Raw genomic sequence first — 13,744 nt, 5'->3', positions numbered from 1 at the left:
GCCGCGCACCAAGTCCTTAGCCGGGCAGGAAACGCATGCCGCGGGCGGCTTTTCACGGGCGCCCGTCCGCTCTACCTTGGCGGCGTCCATTCGCAGGTGCGAAACGGGACAAGCGCACGAGAGACTGCCGATGAAGATCGCTGACGTTCGCCGCACTGCCTACTCGATGCCGCTCACCAACCCCTCGTTCCCACCGGGGCCCTATCGCTTCATCGACCGCGAATACATGATCATCACCTACCGGACCGATCCGGAGGCGCTCGCGAAGGTGGTGCCCGAGCCGCTCGAGGTCACCGAGCCGGTGGTGAAGTACGAATTCATCCGCATGCCCGATTCCACCGGCTTCGGTGACTACACCGAGACCGGACAGGTCATCCCGGTCCGTTTCAACGGGCAGGACGGCGGCTACGTCCACTCCATGTATCTGGACGACGAATCCCCCATCGCCGGCGGGCGCGAGCTGTGGGGCTTTCCGAAGAAGTACGCCCAGCCGAAGCTCAAGGTGGAGACCGACACGCTGGTCGGCACGCTCCATTACGGCAGCGTGCTCTGCGCTTCCGCGACCATGGGCTACAAGTGGGTGGCCGGCGACAAGGAGAAAATCCTCGCCTCCCTGCTCACCCCGAGCTTCCTGCTCAAGATCATCCCGGACGTGGACGCCACGCCGCGCATCTGCGAGCTGGTGAGCTACTATCTGGAGGACATCACGCTGAAGGAATGCTGGGTCGGGCCCGGCGCCCTCGGCCTGTTTCCCCACGCCTTGTGCAATGTCGCGGCCCTGCCGGTGCTGGAGGTGCTCTCCGCCGTGCACATCAAGGCTGATCTCACCCTCGGCATGGGCAAGGTGGTCTACGACTACATGAAGGAAAACGGCGCCTGACGTCCGGCTTCCGGCGGCGTCCTGCGCGCCGCCGGTCGAGGGAAACAACTTCAAAGAAGGTGAGGGCGATGACCGACGCTGCCAACCAGCGCTCCAGCGAGCTGTGCGATATCATCGACGAGTACAAGCGCGTGGCGCTGGTGTTCCAGGGCGGCGGGGCGCTCGGCGCCTATCAGGCCGGTGTCTACGAGGCGCTGTCGGAGGTCGGGTGCGATCCGAACTGGATCTCCGGCGTGTCCATCGGCGCCATCAACTCGGCCATCATCGCCGGCAACGCGCCGCAGGACCGGGTGACGAAGCTCAGGGACTTCTGGGAGACCATCACCTCCCAGCGCATCCTGCCGATCAACCTGGAAGGCGACATCTTCCGCCAGTGGCGCAACCAGCTCAGCGCCACCCGCACCATCCTGCAGGGACAGCGCGGCTTCTTCACCCCGCGCTTCCCCAATCCCTGGCTGCTGCCCTCGGGCGCCGCCGGCGCCACCTCCTTCTACGACACCGCTCCCCTGCGCGAGACCCTGCTGCGGCTCGTGGACTTCGACCGCATCAATTCCCGCGAGAAGCGCTTCTCGGTGGGCGCGGTGAACGTGCGCACCGGCAATTTCATCTATTTCGACAATCAGGAGCACAAGATCGCGCCGGAGCACATCATGGCCTCGGGCGCGCTGCCGCCCGGCTTCCCGGCGGTGAAGATTGACGGCGAGTTCTACTGGGACGGCGGCGTCGTCTCCAACACCCCGCTCCAGTTCCTGCTCGACCAGCCGGATCACCCCAGCGCGCTGGTGTTCCAGGTGGATCTGTTCAGCGCCCGCGGGCAACTGCCGCGGGACATGTTCGACGTGTCGGAGCGCCAGAAGGACATCAGCTATTCGAGCCGCACCCGCTACACCACCGATGTGTTCCGGCGGGTTCAGGATTTGCGCTCGAAGCTCTACGACGCGCTCCAGCGCATTCCCGAGCAGCTGCGGACGGAAGAGGACATCGCCCTCATCGACGATTATGCCAGCTCCGGCCCGGTCAACATCTGTCACCTGATCTATCAGGAAAAGACATACGAGCGGGAATCCAAGGACTACGAGTTCTCGCAGACCTCCATGCGCGAGCACTGGCAGACCGGCTACGAGGACACGGTGAAGACGCTTCGGCAGAAGGAATGGATGCGGAAGCCGGACGATTCCATCGGCATCGTCGTGCACGACATCCACCGCCTCTCCGAGTGAGCGGCGGGCGGCGTGAGCGGCGGCCGGCTCAGAGGAGGCCGCGCACCAGCATGTAGGTGCCGAGCAGGCCGAGGCCGGAGAAGAAGATGCGCCGGAACATCTGCGGCGAGGCCGCCCGGCGCACCATGGCGCCGAGCTGCATGCCGATGAAGGCCGGCAGCAACGCCGCGGCGGAGGCGAGCGCCGCGGCGGGATCGGCCAGCGCCCCGCCACCGTCGCCGGGATGGAACAGCACCACGGCAAGCGCCGTGGTCGAGACGATGAAGGTGAGCCCGAGGGCCTGCACCAGATCATCCCGCGCCAGCCCCAGAGACTGGAGATAGGGCGCCGAGGGCATGACCGAGACGCCGGTGGTGCCGGTGACGAGGCCGGTGAGGAAGCCCATCAGCGGGGACAGCCATGGCTCGTGCCGCTGTGGCACTTTCAACTGCACCGAGGACAGGCCCAGCGCGCCATAGGCCAGCAGCGTTGCACCGAGCACCGGCTGCGCGGCGGGCGAGGCGAGGCCGCCCAGGAGAAGGCCGCCGACAAGCGTGCCGGCCGCCACCGTCACCATCATCCAGAAGAAGCGCCGGGCGATGCCGAGCACGTTTGGCCCGGTGAAGTATTGCCAGAAATTGGTGACGGTGGAGGGGAGGATCAGCAGCGCGGCCGCCTCGGCCGGGGCAAGGAACACGCTGAGCAGGCCGATGCCGACCGTCGGCAGGCCCATGCCGATGACGCCCTTCACCATGCCCGCCAGCACGAGCACGGCAAAACCGACGGCGATCAGGCCCAGATTCACGGAGGAGACGGCGGCGGCCGCCGTTTCGATCACAGGATTGGACCCGGCCGCATTAGAATTCGGCGTCCAGCTCTTCCAGCTCTTCCGGCTCGGAGATCGCGCCGTCGATCCACTCGCGAACCAGCGGCAGCGCCATGATGCGGGCGCGGTAGGCCTCGCATTCGGGGTCGAGCTTCACGTCGTAGGTGGTGAAGCGCGAGCAGACAGGCGCATACATGGCGTCGGCCAGCGTCGGCGTCGCGCCCATCAGGAACGGACCGCCGTGGGCGGTGAGGCAGCCGCGCCAGATGGCGGCGATGCGCTCGATGTCCGCCTGCGCGCCGGCCCAGACCTTGAAGCCGGGATAGTGCGCCTTGATGTTCATCGGCAGCGCCGAGCGCATGTTGGCGAAGCCCGAATGCATCTCGCCGGAGATGGAGAGGCAGTGGGCGCGCACCGCGCGGTCGGCGGGCAGCAGCCCGGCCTCGGGGAAGACCTCATTGAGGAAGGAGGCGATGGCCAGCGTGTCCCACACCGTCACGTCCTCGTGCACCAGGCGCGGGACGAGGAAGGAGGGCGACAGCAGCAGCAGCTCCGCCTTGGCGTCGGGATCGTCGGTCGGCACCCGCTCCTCATCGAAGGAGAGGCCGGCCATCCTGCACAGCAGCCAGCCGCGCATGGACCAGGAGGAGTAATTCTTGCTGGAGATGGTGAGCGTCGCCATGCCTGTCCCGTGCCTCGGATTTGCGATCCCTGACCTGACCGTTCCCCTCGACCCTTCCGCCTTTGTTTGCTCTTGGCGCATGCTTGTTCTTGGCGCAGCCGGCGGCTTCGACTTTGGTCGGGCATCCGGCGCGGTCGCTCGGCCTTCGGCCCTGCTGCTAAGGATGCGTGTTGCAATGCACCACGCATAGCTCCAATATCAACTTAACAGGTACATCCGTTCAGGCTTGCTGCAAAGCGGAAAGCCGGGCCTGCGACAACTACTTAATGCTTCCGCCGGCCGTCGGGGGCCGGGCGTGGGGGACGCGGAGCAGAAGGACCTTTCGGCATCATGCTGCAGACTTCTTCCAGGTTCACTCCTCTGGCACCGCGGTGCCGGACGGTCCGGCGCACGCTGTCATGATGTACTCCGCCTATCAGGCCCAGGCCGACCTCATGAGCCCGATGAGGTTCTTCGCCAGCCTCGCGCGGCAGACCCTCAACGGCCCTCTCATCAATGGATACGGCCATCTCGGCTTCCGCCAGCTTGCGGCCGCCTACGAGCTCATCGAGCGTGCCGGCCTCTCCCATGGCCGGCCGTCTTTCGGCATCAAAACGGTTGAAGTCGGCAATCGCGAAGTTCAGGTGACGGAGGAAAACACCGCCGTCCTGCCCTTCGGCACCCTGCTGCGCTTCAAGAAGGACGTGGACATCGCCCAGCCGCGCGTCCTCGTGGTCGCGCCCCTGTCGGGTCATTTCGCGACGCTGCTCGTCAACACCGTGAAGACGATGCTGCCGGACCATGACGTCTACATCACGGACTGGCACAATGCCCGCGAGGTGCCGCTCTCGGCCGGCCCCTTCGGCTTCGACGACTATGTCGAGCACGTCATCCGCTTCCTGGAGGTCCTGGGGCCGGGCGCCCATCTCGTGGCGGTGTGCCAGCCGTGCGTGCAGGCCCTCGTCGCCGCGGCGGTGATGGGGCAGGAGAAGAACCCGGCGGTGCCGGCCTCCATGACGCTCATGGCCGGCCCCATCGACTGCCGCATCAACCCCACCAAGGTGAACGAGCTGGCGACCTCCAAGCCCATCTCGTGGTTCGAGAAGAATTTGATCTCGACCGTGCCGAAGGGCTTTGCCGGCTCGGGGCGGCGGGTCTATCCCGGCTTCCTCCAGCTCACCGCCTTCGTGAGCATGAATTACTCGCGCCATGTCAAGGCGCATCTCGACCTCTACAATGCCCTCTCGGAGGGTGACGAAGAGAAGGCCGAGTCCACCAAGGCCTTCTATGACGAATATTTCGCCGTGCTGGACCTTGCCGCAGAATTCTACCTGGAGACCGTGCGCTACGTGTTCCAGGAATACCGCCTGCCCAAGGGCGAACTGACCTATCGCGGCCGGCCCATCGATTTCCGCGCCATCCGCAAGACGGCGCTGCTCACGGTGGAGGGCGAGCGGGACGACATCTGCTCCATCGGCCAGACCATGGCGGCGCAGGACATCTGCTCGGCGCTGCGTCCGCACAAGAAGCGCCACCACATGCAGGCGGGCGTCGGGCACTACGGCGTGTTCTCGGGACGCAAATGGGCCAGTCAGGTCTATCCCATCGTCCAGAACCACATCCTGGCGAGCGATTGACCGGCGGGCGGCTGAACCCAAGCAGCTGAACCGCAAGCATCTGAACGGCAAGCATCTGAACGGTTCGTGAGCGGACGTTGGGGCATGGGTTGCCAACCCCTGCCTGCAACGGTACGCGGGCAGGGTCCAAGGATCGTCCGGCCCACGGACGTGCCACCGCGCGGATCTGCCCCGTGATTTGCCCGTCAACCTGCCTGCCGACATCTCTCCCGCTCCGCCCCCTGCTGCAGCCGTGACCGCGGCCGCATCTTCAGCCGGGATACGGCTGCGGGATCATCCTGCCTTCATCCTGTTCTGGATCAGCCGGGTCTGCTCGGCCCTCGCCTTCCAGATGCTGGGGGTGGTGGTGGGCTGGCTGGTCTACAGTCTCACCGGCAGCGCCGCGGCCCTCGGCCTCGTCGGCCTCGCGCAATTCCTGCCGATCCTGTGCCTGACCCTGCTGGTGGGCCATGTGGCCGATACCTTCGACCGGCGGCGTATCGTGCTGGCCTGCCAGACGCTGTCGGCGCTCACGGTGGGCGCCCTCGCCCTCGCGGAGGGCTCCGGTCATGCCGGCCTCCTGCCGATCTATGCCGCCGTCGTCACCATCGGCGCCAGCCGCGCCTTCGAGGCACCCACCATGGCGGCGCTGCTGCCCCGCCTCGTGCCCGGCGAGGTGCTGCCGCGCGCGCTGGCGGTGGCCTCCTCCGCCATGCAGATGGCGACCATTGCCGGCCCGGCGGTGGGCGGCTTCGCCTACATCTTCGGGCCTGCCGTGCCGCTGACGCTGGCGGCGGTCTGCTATGGGGTGGCGGCGGTTGCCATGGCCTTCATCCGCCATGTGCATGCGCCGGGGCCGCGCAGCGCCATGACGCTCGAGACCCTGCTGTCGGGCCTCGCCTTCATCCGCCGCAGCCCGGTGGTGCTGGGCTCCATCTCCCTCGATCTGTTCGCGGTGCTGCTCGGCGGTGTCACCGCGCTGCTGCCCATCTATGCCGCCGAGATCCTGCATGTGGGAACGCAGGGCCTCGGCGCCCTGCGCGCCGCGCCGGCGGTGGGGGCGGTGCTCATGTCCCTCGTGCTGGTGCGCCGGCCGCCCACGCGCCAGGTGGGACACGTCATGTTCGCCGCCGTGGCGGTGTTCGGGCTGGCGACGGTGGTGTTCTCGCTCTCCTCCAGCTTCCTTTTGTCGCTGGGCGCGTTGTTCGTGCTGGGCGCCGCGGACAATGTGAGCGTGGTCATCCGCTCCTCGCTGGTGCAGCTCTCCACGCCGGACGAGATGCGCGGGCGGGTCAGCGCGGTGAATTCCCTGTTCGTCGGCACCTCCAACCAGCTCGGCGAATTCGAGTCCGGCATGGTTGCCGCGCTCATCGGCGCGGTGGGCGCGGGGGTGGTGGGGGGCGTTGGAACGCTCATGGTCGTGGCGCTCTGGACGCGGCTCTTTCCCGCGCTCTTCCACGTCGACGCCATGCCGGTGAAAGTCGAGACCCGGCGCTGAGCCAAGCCCTGCCGCTGCTTGGTTTGCCGGCTTTGCTCAAGCTCTTCGGTTGACGCCGGGCTGCGCTTTTCCCATGGTGCGCCCGCCCGCGCTTGCGCGCGGCGTCTACACCCACGCCGCGCCCTTGCGCGGCATCGTTTCCACGCCGCGCCGATCCCACGGGTTCCCCCGTTTTCGCGCGTCCTGTGACTTTCGCGGCGCCGTAACGAGCCGGCGCCGCCACCCCGAGGAGTGTTTCACCATGAGCGACTGGCCGGTCCACGCAAAGATCGACGGCCCCATCGTGATGATCGGATTTGGCTCCATCGGCAGGGGCACCCTGCCGCTCATCGAGCGCCATTTCGATTTCGACCGCGAGCGCATGGTGGTGATCGATCCGGTGGCGGACCACCGCAAGCTGCTTGATTCCCGGGGCATCCGCTTCGTCCAGTCGGAAGTGACCGCCGAGAACTACCGCGACCTGCTGACCCCGCTGCTCACCAACGGCGCCGGCCAGGGCTTCTGCGTGAACCTCTCGGTGGACGTGTCCTCCATCGCCGTGATGGAGCTGTGCCGCGAACTTGGCGTCCTCTATGTGGACACCGTCATCGAGCCCTGGAAGGGCTTCTATTTCGACGAGGCCATGCCCACCGCCGCGCGCACCAATTATGCGCTGCGCGAGAGCCTGCTCGCCGCCCGTCGCCGCAATCCGGGCGGCACCACCGCCGTGTCCACCTGCGGCGCCAATCCGGGCATGGTGTCCTGGTTCGTGAAGCAGGCGCTCCTCAACGTCGCCGCCGATACCGGCCTCGACCGGCCCGAGCCGAAGACCCGCGAGGAGTGGGCGCAGTTCGCCCGCAGCCTCGGCATCAAGGGCATCCATATCGCCGAGCGCGACACCCAGCGCGCCCGTGAGCCCAAGGTGATGGGCCAGTTCTGGAACACCTGGTCGGTGGAGGGCTTCGTCTCCGAGGGCCTGCAGCCCGCCGAGCTGGGCTGGGGCACCCACGAGAAGACCCTGCCGCCGGACGGCCGCACCCACGAGGCGGGCTGCGGCGCGGCCATCTATCTGCTCTCCGCCGGCGCCGCCACCCGCGTGCGCTCGTGGACGCCGACCCCGCAGGCCCAGTACGGCTTTCTCGTCACCCACAACGAGGCCATCTCTATCGCCGACTACCTCACAGTGCGCGACGGCGATCAGGTGGTCTATCGCCCGACCTGCCACTACGCCTATCACCCCTGCAACGACGCGGTGCTGTCGCTGCACGAGATGTTCGGCAACGGCGGGCATTTCCAGGACAGCTGGAAGATTCTGGACGAGCACGAGATCGTCGACGGCATCGACGAACTGGGCGTGCTGCTCTACGGCCATGCGAAGAACGCCTACTGGTTCGGCTCCCAGCTCTCCATCGAGGAGACGCGGGAACTCGCCCCCTACCAGAACGCCACCGGCATGCAGGTGACCTCCGCCGTGCTCGCCGGCATGGTGTGGGCGCTGGAGAACCCCGAGGCGGGCATCGTCGAGGCCGACGAGATGGACTTCCGCCGCTGCCTCGAAGTGCAGACGCCCTATCTCGGCCCGATGATCGGCACCTATACGGACTGGACGCCCCTCACCGGACGCCAGAAGCTGTTCCCCGAGGATCTCGACCTCGAGGATCCCTGGCAGTTCAAGAACATCATCGTGCGGTGAGGCCTGCGGAGGCCTCCCGCTGAAAGGGAGGCCTTCCATGGCTGTCGATGTCGCCCGTGTCCGGGAGATGGCCCTCGCTCTGCCCGAGGCGAGCGAGGCGCCGCACGTCGATCGCAAGGCATTCCGCACGCCGCGCAAGATCTTCGCGACGCTGGGGCCGAGCGGGCTCGACCTCAATCTGATGTTCGATCCCGACCTGCGCGATTTCTACTGCGAGCAGGTGCCCGAGGCCTTCGCGCCGGTTCCGGGCGGATGGGGGCGGATGGGCGCCACCCGCTGCGACCTCACCGTGGTGGACGAGGCGACGCTCGCCTCCGCGCTCCAGGCGGCCCACCGCCTTGCCGCTCCAAAACCGAAGCGGCCTCGGAAGGGCTGACGTGATTCCCAGACCCCGAAACAAAAATCCCCGGCTCGACGGATCGAGCCGGGGATTTTCATGTGTCGTCGCGCGATCGGATCAGGCGGACTTCAGCAGTACCGGCGCCAGAAGCTCTTCCAGCGAGGGCAGGGCGATGCGGGCGCCGGTGGGGCTGATGAGGCCGCGGGCGCCGTCCAGCGCGCCGGCCTTCAGCTCCAGCGCCAGCAGGCGGTTGCGGTCGTAGGCGCCGGGCATCCACAGCTCGCCGGTCTTCTCCGCGGAGAAGCCGAAGCGCTCGTAATAGGCCGCATCGCCCACCAGCAGGATGGCGCCGTGGCCCTTGGCCTGCGCCGCCGCGATGGAGGCGCGCATCATGGCGCCGCCGAGCCCGTGGGCGCGGAACCAGGGATGGACCGCGAGCGGGCCGAGCAGCAGCGCCGGACGGGCGGGGCCCGCCGTCACGTTCCACAGCCGCACGGTGCCGGCCAGACGGCCGTCGGGGCCGTGGGCGGAGAAGGCGAGGCCTTCCGCCGGCAGGCGGCCCTCGCGCAGACGCTCGGAGGACTTGGCCTTGCGCCCCTCGCCCATGCACAGGTCGAGCAGGGCCTCGCGGGGGGCCACATCTTCCACGGATTCAAGCACGATCTCGGTCATCGGCAGCTCCTTGCGCCAACGTGAGAGGTGAAGAAGCCCGTCCCGGCTGCAGCGCAGCCAGGCGAAATGCCTTCAGGACGGGTGCGGAAGACGAGGGGACACATCCCCTCCTCATGCCCCGGACGGCGTCATGCCAGTGCCGGGGGACCTTCTGCGGCCGGGTCGCGGAATACGCTCGGGCGCCGCGCGGGCAGTTTTACGCGGCTTCGCTCAAGCGCCGCGCGGGCTTTGATCTTCGGGCGGGAACCGCCCTCAGATCACGTAGGACTTCAGCGGCGGGAAGCCGTTGAACGCCACCGCCGAATAGGTGGTGGTGTAGGCGCCGCACGCCTCGATGATGATCTTGTCGCCGATCGAGAGCGAAAGCGGCAGCTCGACCGGGGTCTTCTCATACATCACGTCGGCGGAATCGCAGGTCGGGCCGGCGAGAACGCAGGGGGCGGTGTCGTCGCCGTCGCGCGGGGTGCGCAGCGGGTAGCGGATCGCCTCGTCCATCGTCTCGGCGAGGCCGCCGAACTTGCCGATGTCGAGATAGACCCAGCGCATGGCGTCCTGCTCGGACTTCTTCGAGATGAGGACGACCTCGGTCTCGATCAGGCCGGCATTGCCCACCATGCCGCGGCCCGGCTCCATGATGGTCTCCGGGATCGCGTTGCCGAAGTGGCGGCGCAGGGAGGCGAAGATCGCCTCGCCATAGGAGATGGCGCCGGGCACGTCCTGCAGGTAGCGGGTGGGGAAGCCGCCGCCCAGGTTGACCATGGACAGCGAGATGCCCCGCTCGGCGCAGGCGCGGAAGATCGCGGCGGCAGAGGCGAGCGCGCCGTCCCAGGCGTGCACGTTCTTCTGCTGCGAGCCCACGTGGAAGGACACGCCATAGGCGGCGAGGCCGAGGCGATGGGCATGCTCCAGCACGTCCGCGGCCATCTCCGGCTCGCAGCCGAACTTGCGGGACAGGGGCCACTCGGCGCCGGCACCGTCGCAGAGGATGCGGCAGAACACCTTGGCGCCGGGGGCGACGCGGGCGATCTTCTCGACTTCCTCGTAGGAATCGACCGCGAACAGGCGAACGCCCACCTTGAACGCGCGCTCGATGTCGCGCTCCTTCTTGATGGTGTTGCCGAAGGAGATGCGGTCGGCGCCCGCGCCGGTGGCGAGCACCATGTCGATCTCGCCGGTGGAGGCGCAGTCGAACGAGGAGCCGAGCTCCTCCAGCGCCTTCAGGATGGCGGCATCGGGGTTCGCCTTCACGGCATAGAACACGCGGGTGTCCGGCAGCGCGCGGGCGAACGAGAGATAGTTGGTGCGGACCACGTCGAGGTCCACCACCACGCAGGGGCCATCCTCTCGCCGGGTACGCAGGAATTCGCGGATGCGATCGGTCATGGATACCTCCCCGTGACCTGAAGCCAGTGAAGCGCAGGGAACTGCGCGACGACAGGACGGACGCTCCTTCTGGGAGAGCCCGGGGCACGCGCTCGCATTCGCCCGGCGATGTGGACACGCCGACCGTCTGCGGGCCGTACCCGCTTCGCCGGGGCTTTACCCGGCCGCATCATCGGACCGAACGGCAGCAGAACCGCCCGCTTGGCCGCAAGGCAAAGCAGGAGCGAGGACGACTGCGCACGATTGGAGAGGGAAGTCCCGCTCCGCACGGCCGGCAAGATGTAGTGCCTCTTTAGTAACGCCGACCTTTGGAGGGCCGACCGAGACCAAAAAAGCCCTTACGTCGTTGCTTCAAGTCACGTCCCCCGCATTGAGGAGCGGGGTGGGCCGGTTCCCTCCGGCTTGTCGATCGTCCTGGCAGCTTTCCGGCCTCTTGTCCGGAGATCCTACCGACCGACACGCGACCACAGGCACGTGCGAATTTGGGCAACGCGGATTTAGGGGATTCGGCCCGCCCATGCAAGGGGCAATTTGATGAAGATCAGTGCAGCGGCGCAGGGCAGGTCTGAGCTGCTCGCAATGCTCTCCGGGCGGGCGGCCCTCGCCGCTCGTTTCCAGGTGCCAACCTCGGGCGAAAGCTTGCCGTCACTCTCTTCCACGCCGCCTGCTGCGCTGCGGCATTTGTGCAGCTCTGGCCGTGGGTTGCGCCGGATCGCCGCGCGTCGCGCTCGGCTCTTGATTGGCATCAATACAAGGAGCAAGGTTGCAGCATAATCTTAGAACAATGAGGATCCACCCGCGATCCCGTCTGCCGCCGCAGGGTTCGGAATGATCTACGATACCTTCTTTGCCGACGCCATCGACGCCCTGCGCAAGGAGCGCCGCTATCGCACCTTCGCCGAGATCGAGCGCGACGCCTCGCACTTCCCGCGGGCGGTGTGGCACTCGCCGGGCGGTCCGCGCGACATCGTGGTGTGGTGCTCCAACGACTATCTCGGCATGGGCAGCCATCCCGACGTGGTCGCCGCCATGTGCGACGCGGCCAAGGCGCGCGGTGCCGGCGCCGGCGGCACCCGCAACATCTCGGGCAACAGCCATGAGATCGTGATGCTGGAGCGCGAGCTGGCCGACCTGCACGGCAAGGAATCCGGCCTCGTCTTCACCTCGGGCTACATTTCCAACGCCACTGGCATCTCCACCATCGTCAAGCTGATCCCCGACTGCGTGGTGATCTCGGACGAGCTGAACCACAATTCCATGATCGAGGGCGTCCGCCACGGCGGCCGGCAGAAGGCCATCTTCCGCCACAACGACCTCGACCATCTCGAAGAGCTGCTGAAGGCGGCGGGCGACCGGCCCAAGCTGGTGGTGTTCGAGAGCGTCTATTCCATGGACGGCGACATCGCCCCCATCGGCGCCATCTGCGACCTCGCCGAGCGCTACGGCGCCATGACCTATCTCGACGAGGTGCACGCGGTCGGCATGTATGGCGAGCGCGGCGGCGGCGTCGCCGAGCGTGACGGCGTCATGCACCGGGTGGACGTGATCGAGGGCACGCTGGGCAAGGCCTTCGGCGTGGTCGGCGGCTACATCACCGGCAAGCGCCTCGTCATCGACGCCGTGCGCTCCTACGCGCCGGGCTTCATCTTCACCACGGCGCTGCCGCCGGCGATCGCCGCAGCGGCCACCGCCTCGGTGCGTCACCTCAAGAATTCGCAGGCCGAGCGCACCGGTCAGCGCACCCAGGTGGCCAAGGTCAAGGCGGCCCTCGCCGCCGCCGGCCTGCCGCAGATGGAGACGCCGACCCACATCGTCCCGGTGATGGTGGGCGACGCCAAGGCCTGCAAGATGGCGTCGGACCTGCTCCTCGCCGAGTACGGCATCTACATCCAGCCCATCAACTACCCCACCGTGCCGCGCGGTGCGGAGCGCCTGCGCATCACCCCCACCCCGTTCCACGACGATGCGCTCATCGCCCATCTGGCGACCGCCTTGTCGGACGTGTGGGAGCGGCTGGAGCTGCCTTACGCGGACCGGGTGGCGCAGCACACCGCCTCGCGCAGCACCGCGGCCGGCCCGGCGCCGATCCCGCTGCCGGTGGCCGGCGGCTGACCCGATCTTTCCCCGATTGAAAAGCCCCGGCTCTGCCGGGGCTTTTTGTTTTGGAGCCTCAGGCGGGCGTGCCGATGGCCTTGCCGTCCGGCCCGAAGAAGGGATGCGGGCCGGAAAAGCTGCCGATGAAGCTACGGTGGGTCACGAGCCGTCCCTCCGCGAACAGGTGCAGCGAAAGGCTGGGCGGCTCCATGTGGAAGGTGGGCGGCGCATCCGGGTCCAGCGCGAGACTGACCGAATGGGCCGGGGCCGGGGCGATGGTGGCGGCGATGCCGGCGAAGGTGGTCGTCACCGCCCGATGCACATGGCCGCAGGTGAAGCCCACGACCTGCGGATGCCGCCGCAGTACAGCCTCCAGCGCCGCGGCGTCGAACAGGTTCTGAACGTCCATGTGGCGGATGCCGGTGAGGAACGGCGGATGGTGGGCGCAGACGAATGCCGGCCGGTCCGGCGCTGCCGCCAGCGTCGCATCGAGGAAGGCGAGGCCCTCTTCGCCCAGCGTGCCATGGGGGCGGCCGTAGACGGTGGAATCGAGCATCACCAACCGCAGCGGGAAATCCTCCACCACATAGTTCACGCGCCCACCCGCGCAGCGCGCGGCGATCTCCGGGAAGGCCTTGAGCAGCCCGCCGGAGCTGTCGTGATTGCCGGGAACGGGAAACAGCGGCAGGCCGAGCGGCGCGACGATGGCGCGGAAGCGGGCAAATTCCTCCGGGTCGTCGAAATCGGTCAGGTCGCCGGTGACGATCACCGCGTCGGGGCGCGGGTCGAGGGCCAGGATGTGGGCCACCGCCGCTTCCAGATAGGTCGCGGTGTCCACCACCCCATAGGCGAGTGTGCCGGGGCGGCGGATGTGGGTGTCGGTGAGCTGGGCGATCAGCATGG

12 protein-coding genes are annotated in these 13,744 nt (G+C 67.7%); 7 read left to right on the top strand and 5 right to left on the bottom strand.

The window, feature by feature from the left end:
• The first annotated feature begins 130 nt into the window (after positions 1–130).
• Complete coding sequence (locus tag EJ105_RS03700; RefSeq protein ID WP_250165346.1) at positions 131–880, top strand: acetoacetate decarboxylase; 750 nt, start codon at positions 131–133, stop codon at positions 878–880.
• A gap of 68 nt (positions 881–948) precedes the next feature.
• Positions 949–2,100 carry a patatin-like phospholipase family protein gene (locus tag EJ105_RS03695; protein ID WP_029556109.1) on the top strand — a complete coding sequence of 384 codons (1,152 nt, stop codon included), beginning with the start codon at positions 949–951 and terminating at the stop codon, positions 2,098–2,100.
• Between the two features lie 28 nt (positions 2,101–2,128).
• Here EJ105_RS03695 and EJ105_RS03690 read toward each other — a convergent pair whose 3' ends face one another.
• Entirely contained in the window at positions 2,129–2,917 is a 789-nt protein-coding gene (locus tag EJ105_RS03690) for a TSUP family transporter (RefSeq protein ID WP_250165345.1), read from the bottom strand.
• Positions 2,918–2,936: 19 nt separating this feature from the next.
• Positions 2,937–3,587 carry a glutathione S-transferase family protein gene (locus EJ105_RS03685; RefSeq protein ID WP_024276784.1) on the bottom strand — a complete coding sequence of 217 codons (651 nt, stop codon included), beginning with the start codon at positions 3,585–3,587 and terminating at the stop codon, positions 2,937–2,939.
• Between the two features lie 398 nt (positions 3,588–3,985).
• Between EJ105_RS03685 and EJ105_RS03680 the strand changes: the two genes are divergently transcribed.
• From EJ105_RS03680 to EJ105_RS03665, 4 genes are all read left to right on the top strand, one after another.
• Positions 3,986–5,203, top strand: coding sequence for a polyhydroxyalkanoate depolymerase (locus EJ105_RS03680; protein ID WP_029556107.1), 1,218 nt, complete (start codon positions 3,986–3,988; stop codon positions 5,201–5,203).
• 232 nt (positions 5,204–5,435) lie between these two features.
• Positions 5,436–6,680, top strand: a complete 1,245-nt coding sequence (locus EJ105_RS03675; RefSeq protein ID WP_250165344.1) for an MFS transporter — start codon at positions 5,436–5,438, stop codon at positions 6,678–6,680.
• A gap of 241 nt (positions 6,681–6,921) precedes the next feature.
• Positions 6,922–8,352, top strand: a complete 1,431-nt coding sequence (locus tag EJ105_RS03670; protein WP_250165343.1) for a homospermidine synthase — start codon at positions 6,922–6,924, stop codon at positions 8,350–8,352.
• Between the two features lie 37 nt (positions 8,353–8,389).
• Positions 8,390–8,728 (top strand): MmcQ/YjbR family DNA-binding protein, encoded by a 339-nt coding sequence (locus EJ105_RS03665; protein WP_250165342.1) that lies wholly within the window; start codon positions 8,390–8,392, stop codon positions 8,726–8,728.
• 81 nt (positions 8,729–8,809) lie between these two features.
• Here EJ105_RS03665 and EJ105_RS03660 read toward each other — a convergent pair whose 3' ends face one another.
• Both EJ105_RS03660 and EJ105_RS03655 read right to left on the bottom strand, forming a co-directional pair.
• On the bottom strand, positions 8,810–9,364 hold the full coding sequence (locus tag EJ105_RS03660) for a GNAT family N-acetyltransferase (RefSeq protein WP_250165341.1): 555 nt from the start codon (positions 9,362–9,364) through the stop codon (positions 8,810–8,812).
• Positions 9,365–9,616: 252 nt separating this feature from the next.
• Positions 9,617–10,747 (bottom strand): type III PLP-dependent enzyme, encoded by a 1,131-nt coding sequence (locus tag EJ105_RS03655; protein WP_029556102.1) that lies wholly within the window; start codon positions 10,745–10,747, stop codon positions 9,617–9,619.
• 828 nt (positions 10,748–11,575) lie between these two features.
• Here EJ105_RS03655 and hemA point away from each other — a divergent pair.
• The gene (gene hemA, locus EJ105_RS03650) at positions 11,576–12,859 is read left to right on the top strand and encodes a 5-aminolevulinate synthase (protein WP_029556101.1); all 1,284 of its coding nucleotides are present in this window, start codon (positions 11,576–11,578) and stop codon (positions 12,857–12,859) included.
• 58 nt (positions 12,860–12,917) lie between these two features.
• Here hemA and EJ105_RS03645 read toward each other — a convergent pair whose 3' ends face one another.
• Entirely contained in the window at positions 12,918–13,742 is an 825-nt protein-coding gene (locus tag EJ105_RS03645; RefSeq protein WP_250165340.1) for a phosphodiesterase, read from the bottom strand.
• Between the last annotated feature and the right edge of the window lie 2 nt (positions 13,743–13,744).

Origin of the sequence: Xanthobacter aminoxidans, assembly GCF_023571765.1 — a bacterium.
Lineage (GTDB): Bacteria > Pseudomonadota > Alphaproteobacteria > Rhizobiales > Xanthobacteraceae > Xanthobacter > Xanthobacter aminoxidans.
The sequence above is the reverse complement of the archived record's forward strand: the minus strand, read 5'-3'. Positions and strand labels throughout refer to the sequence as shown.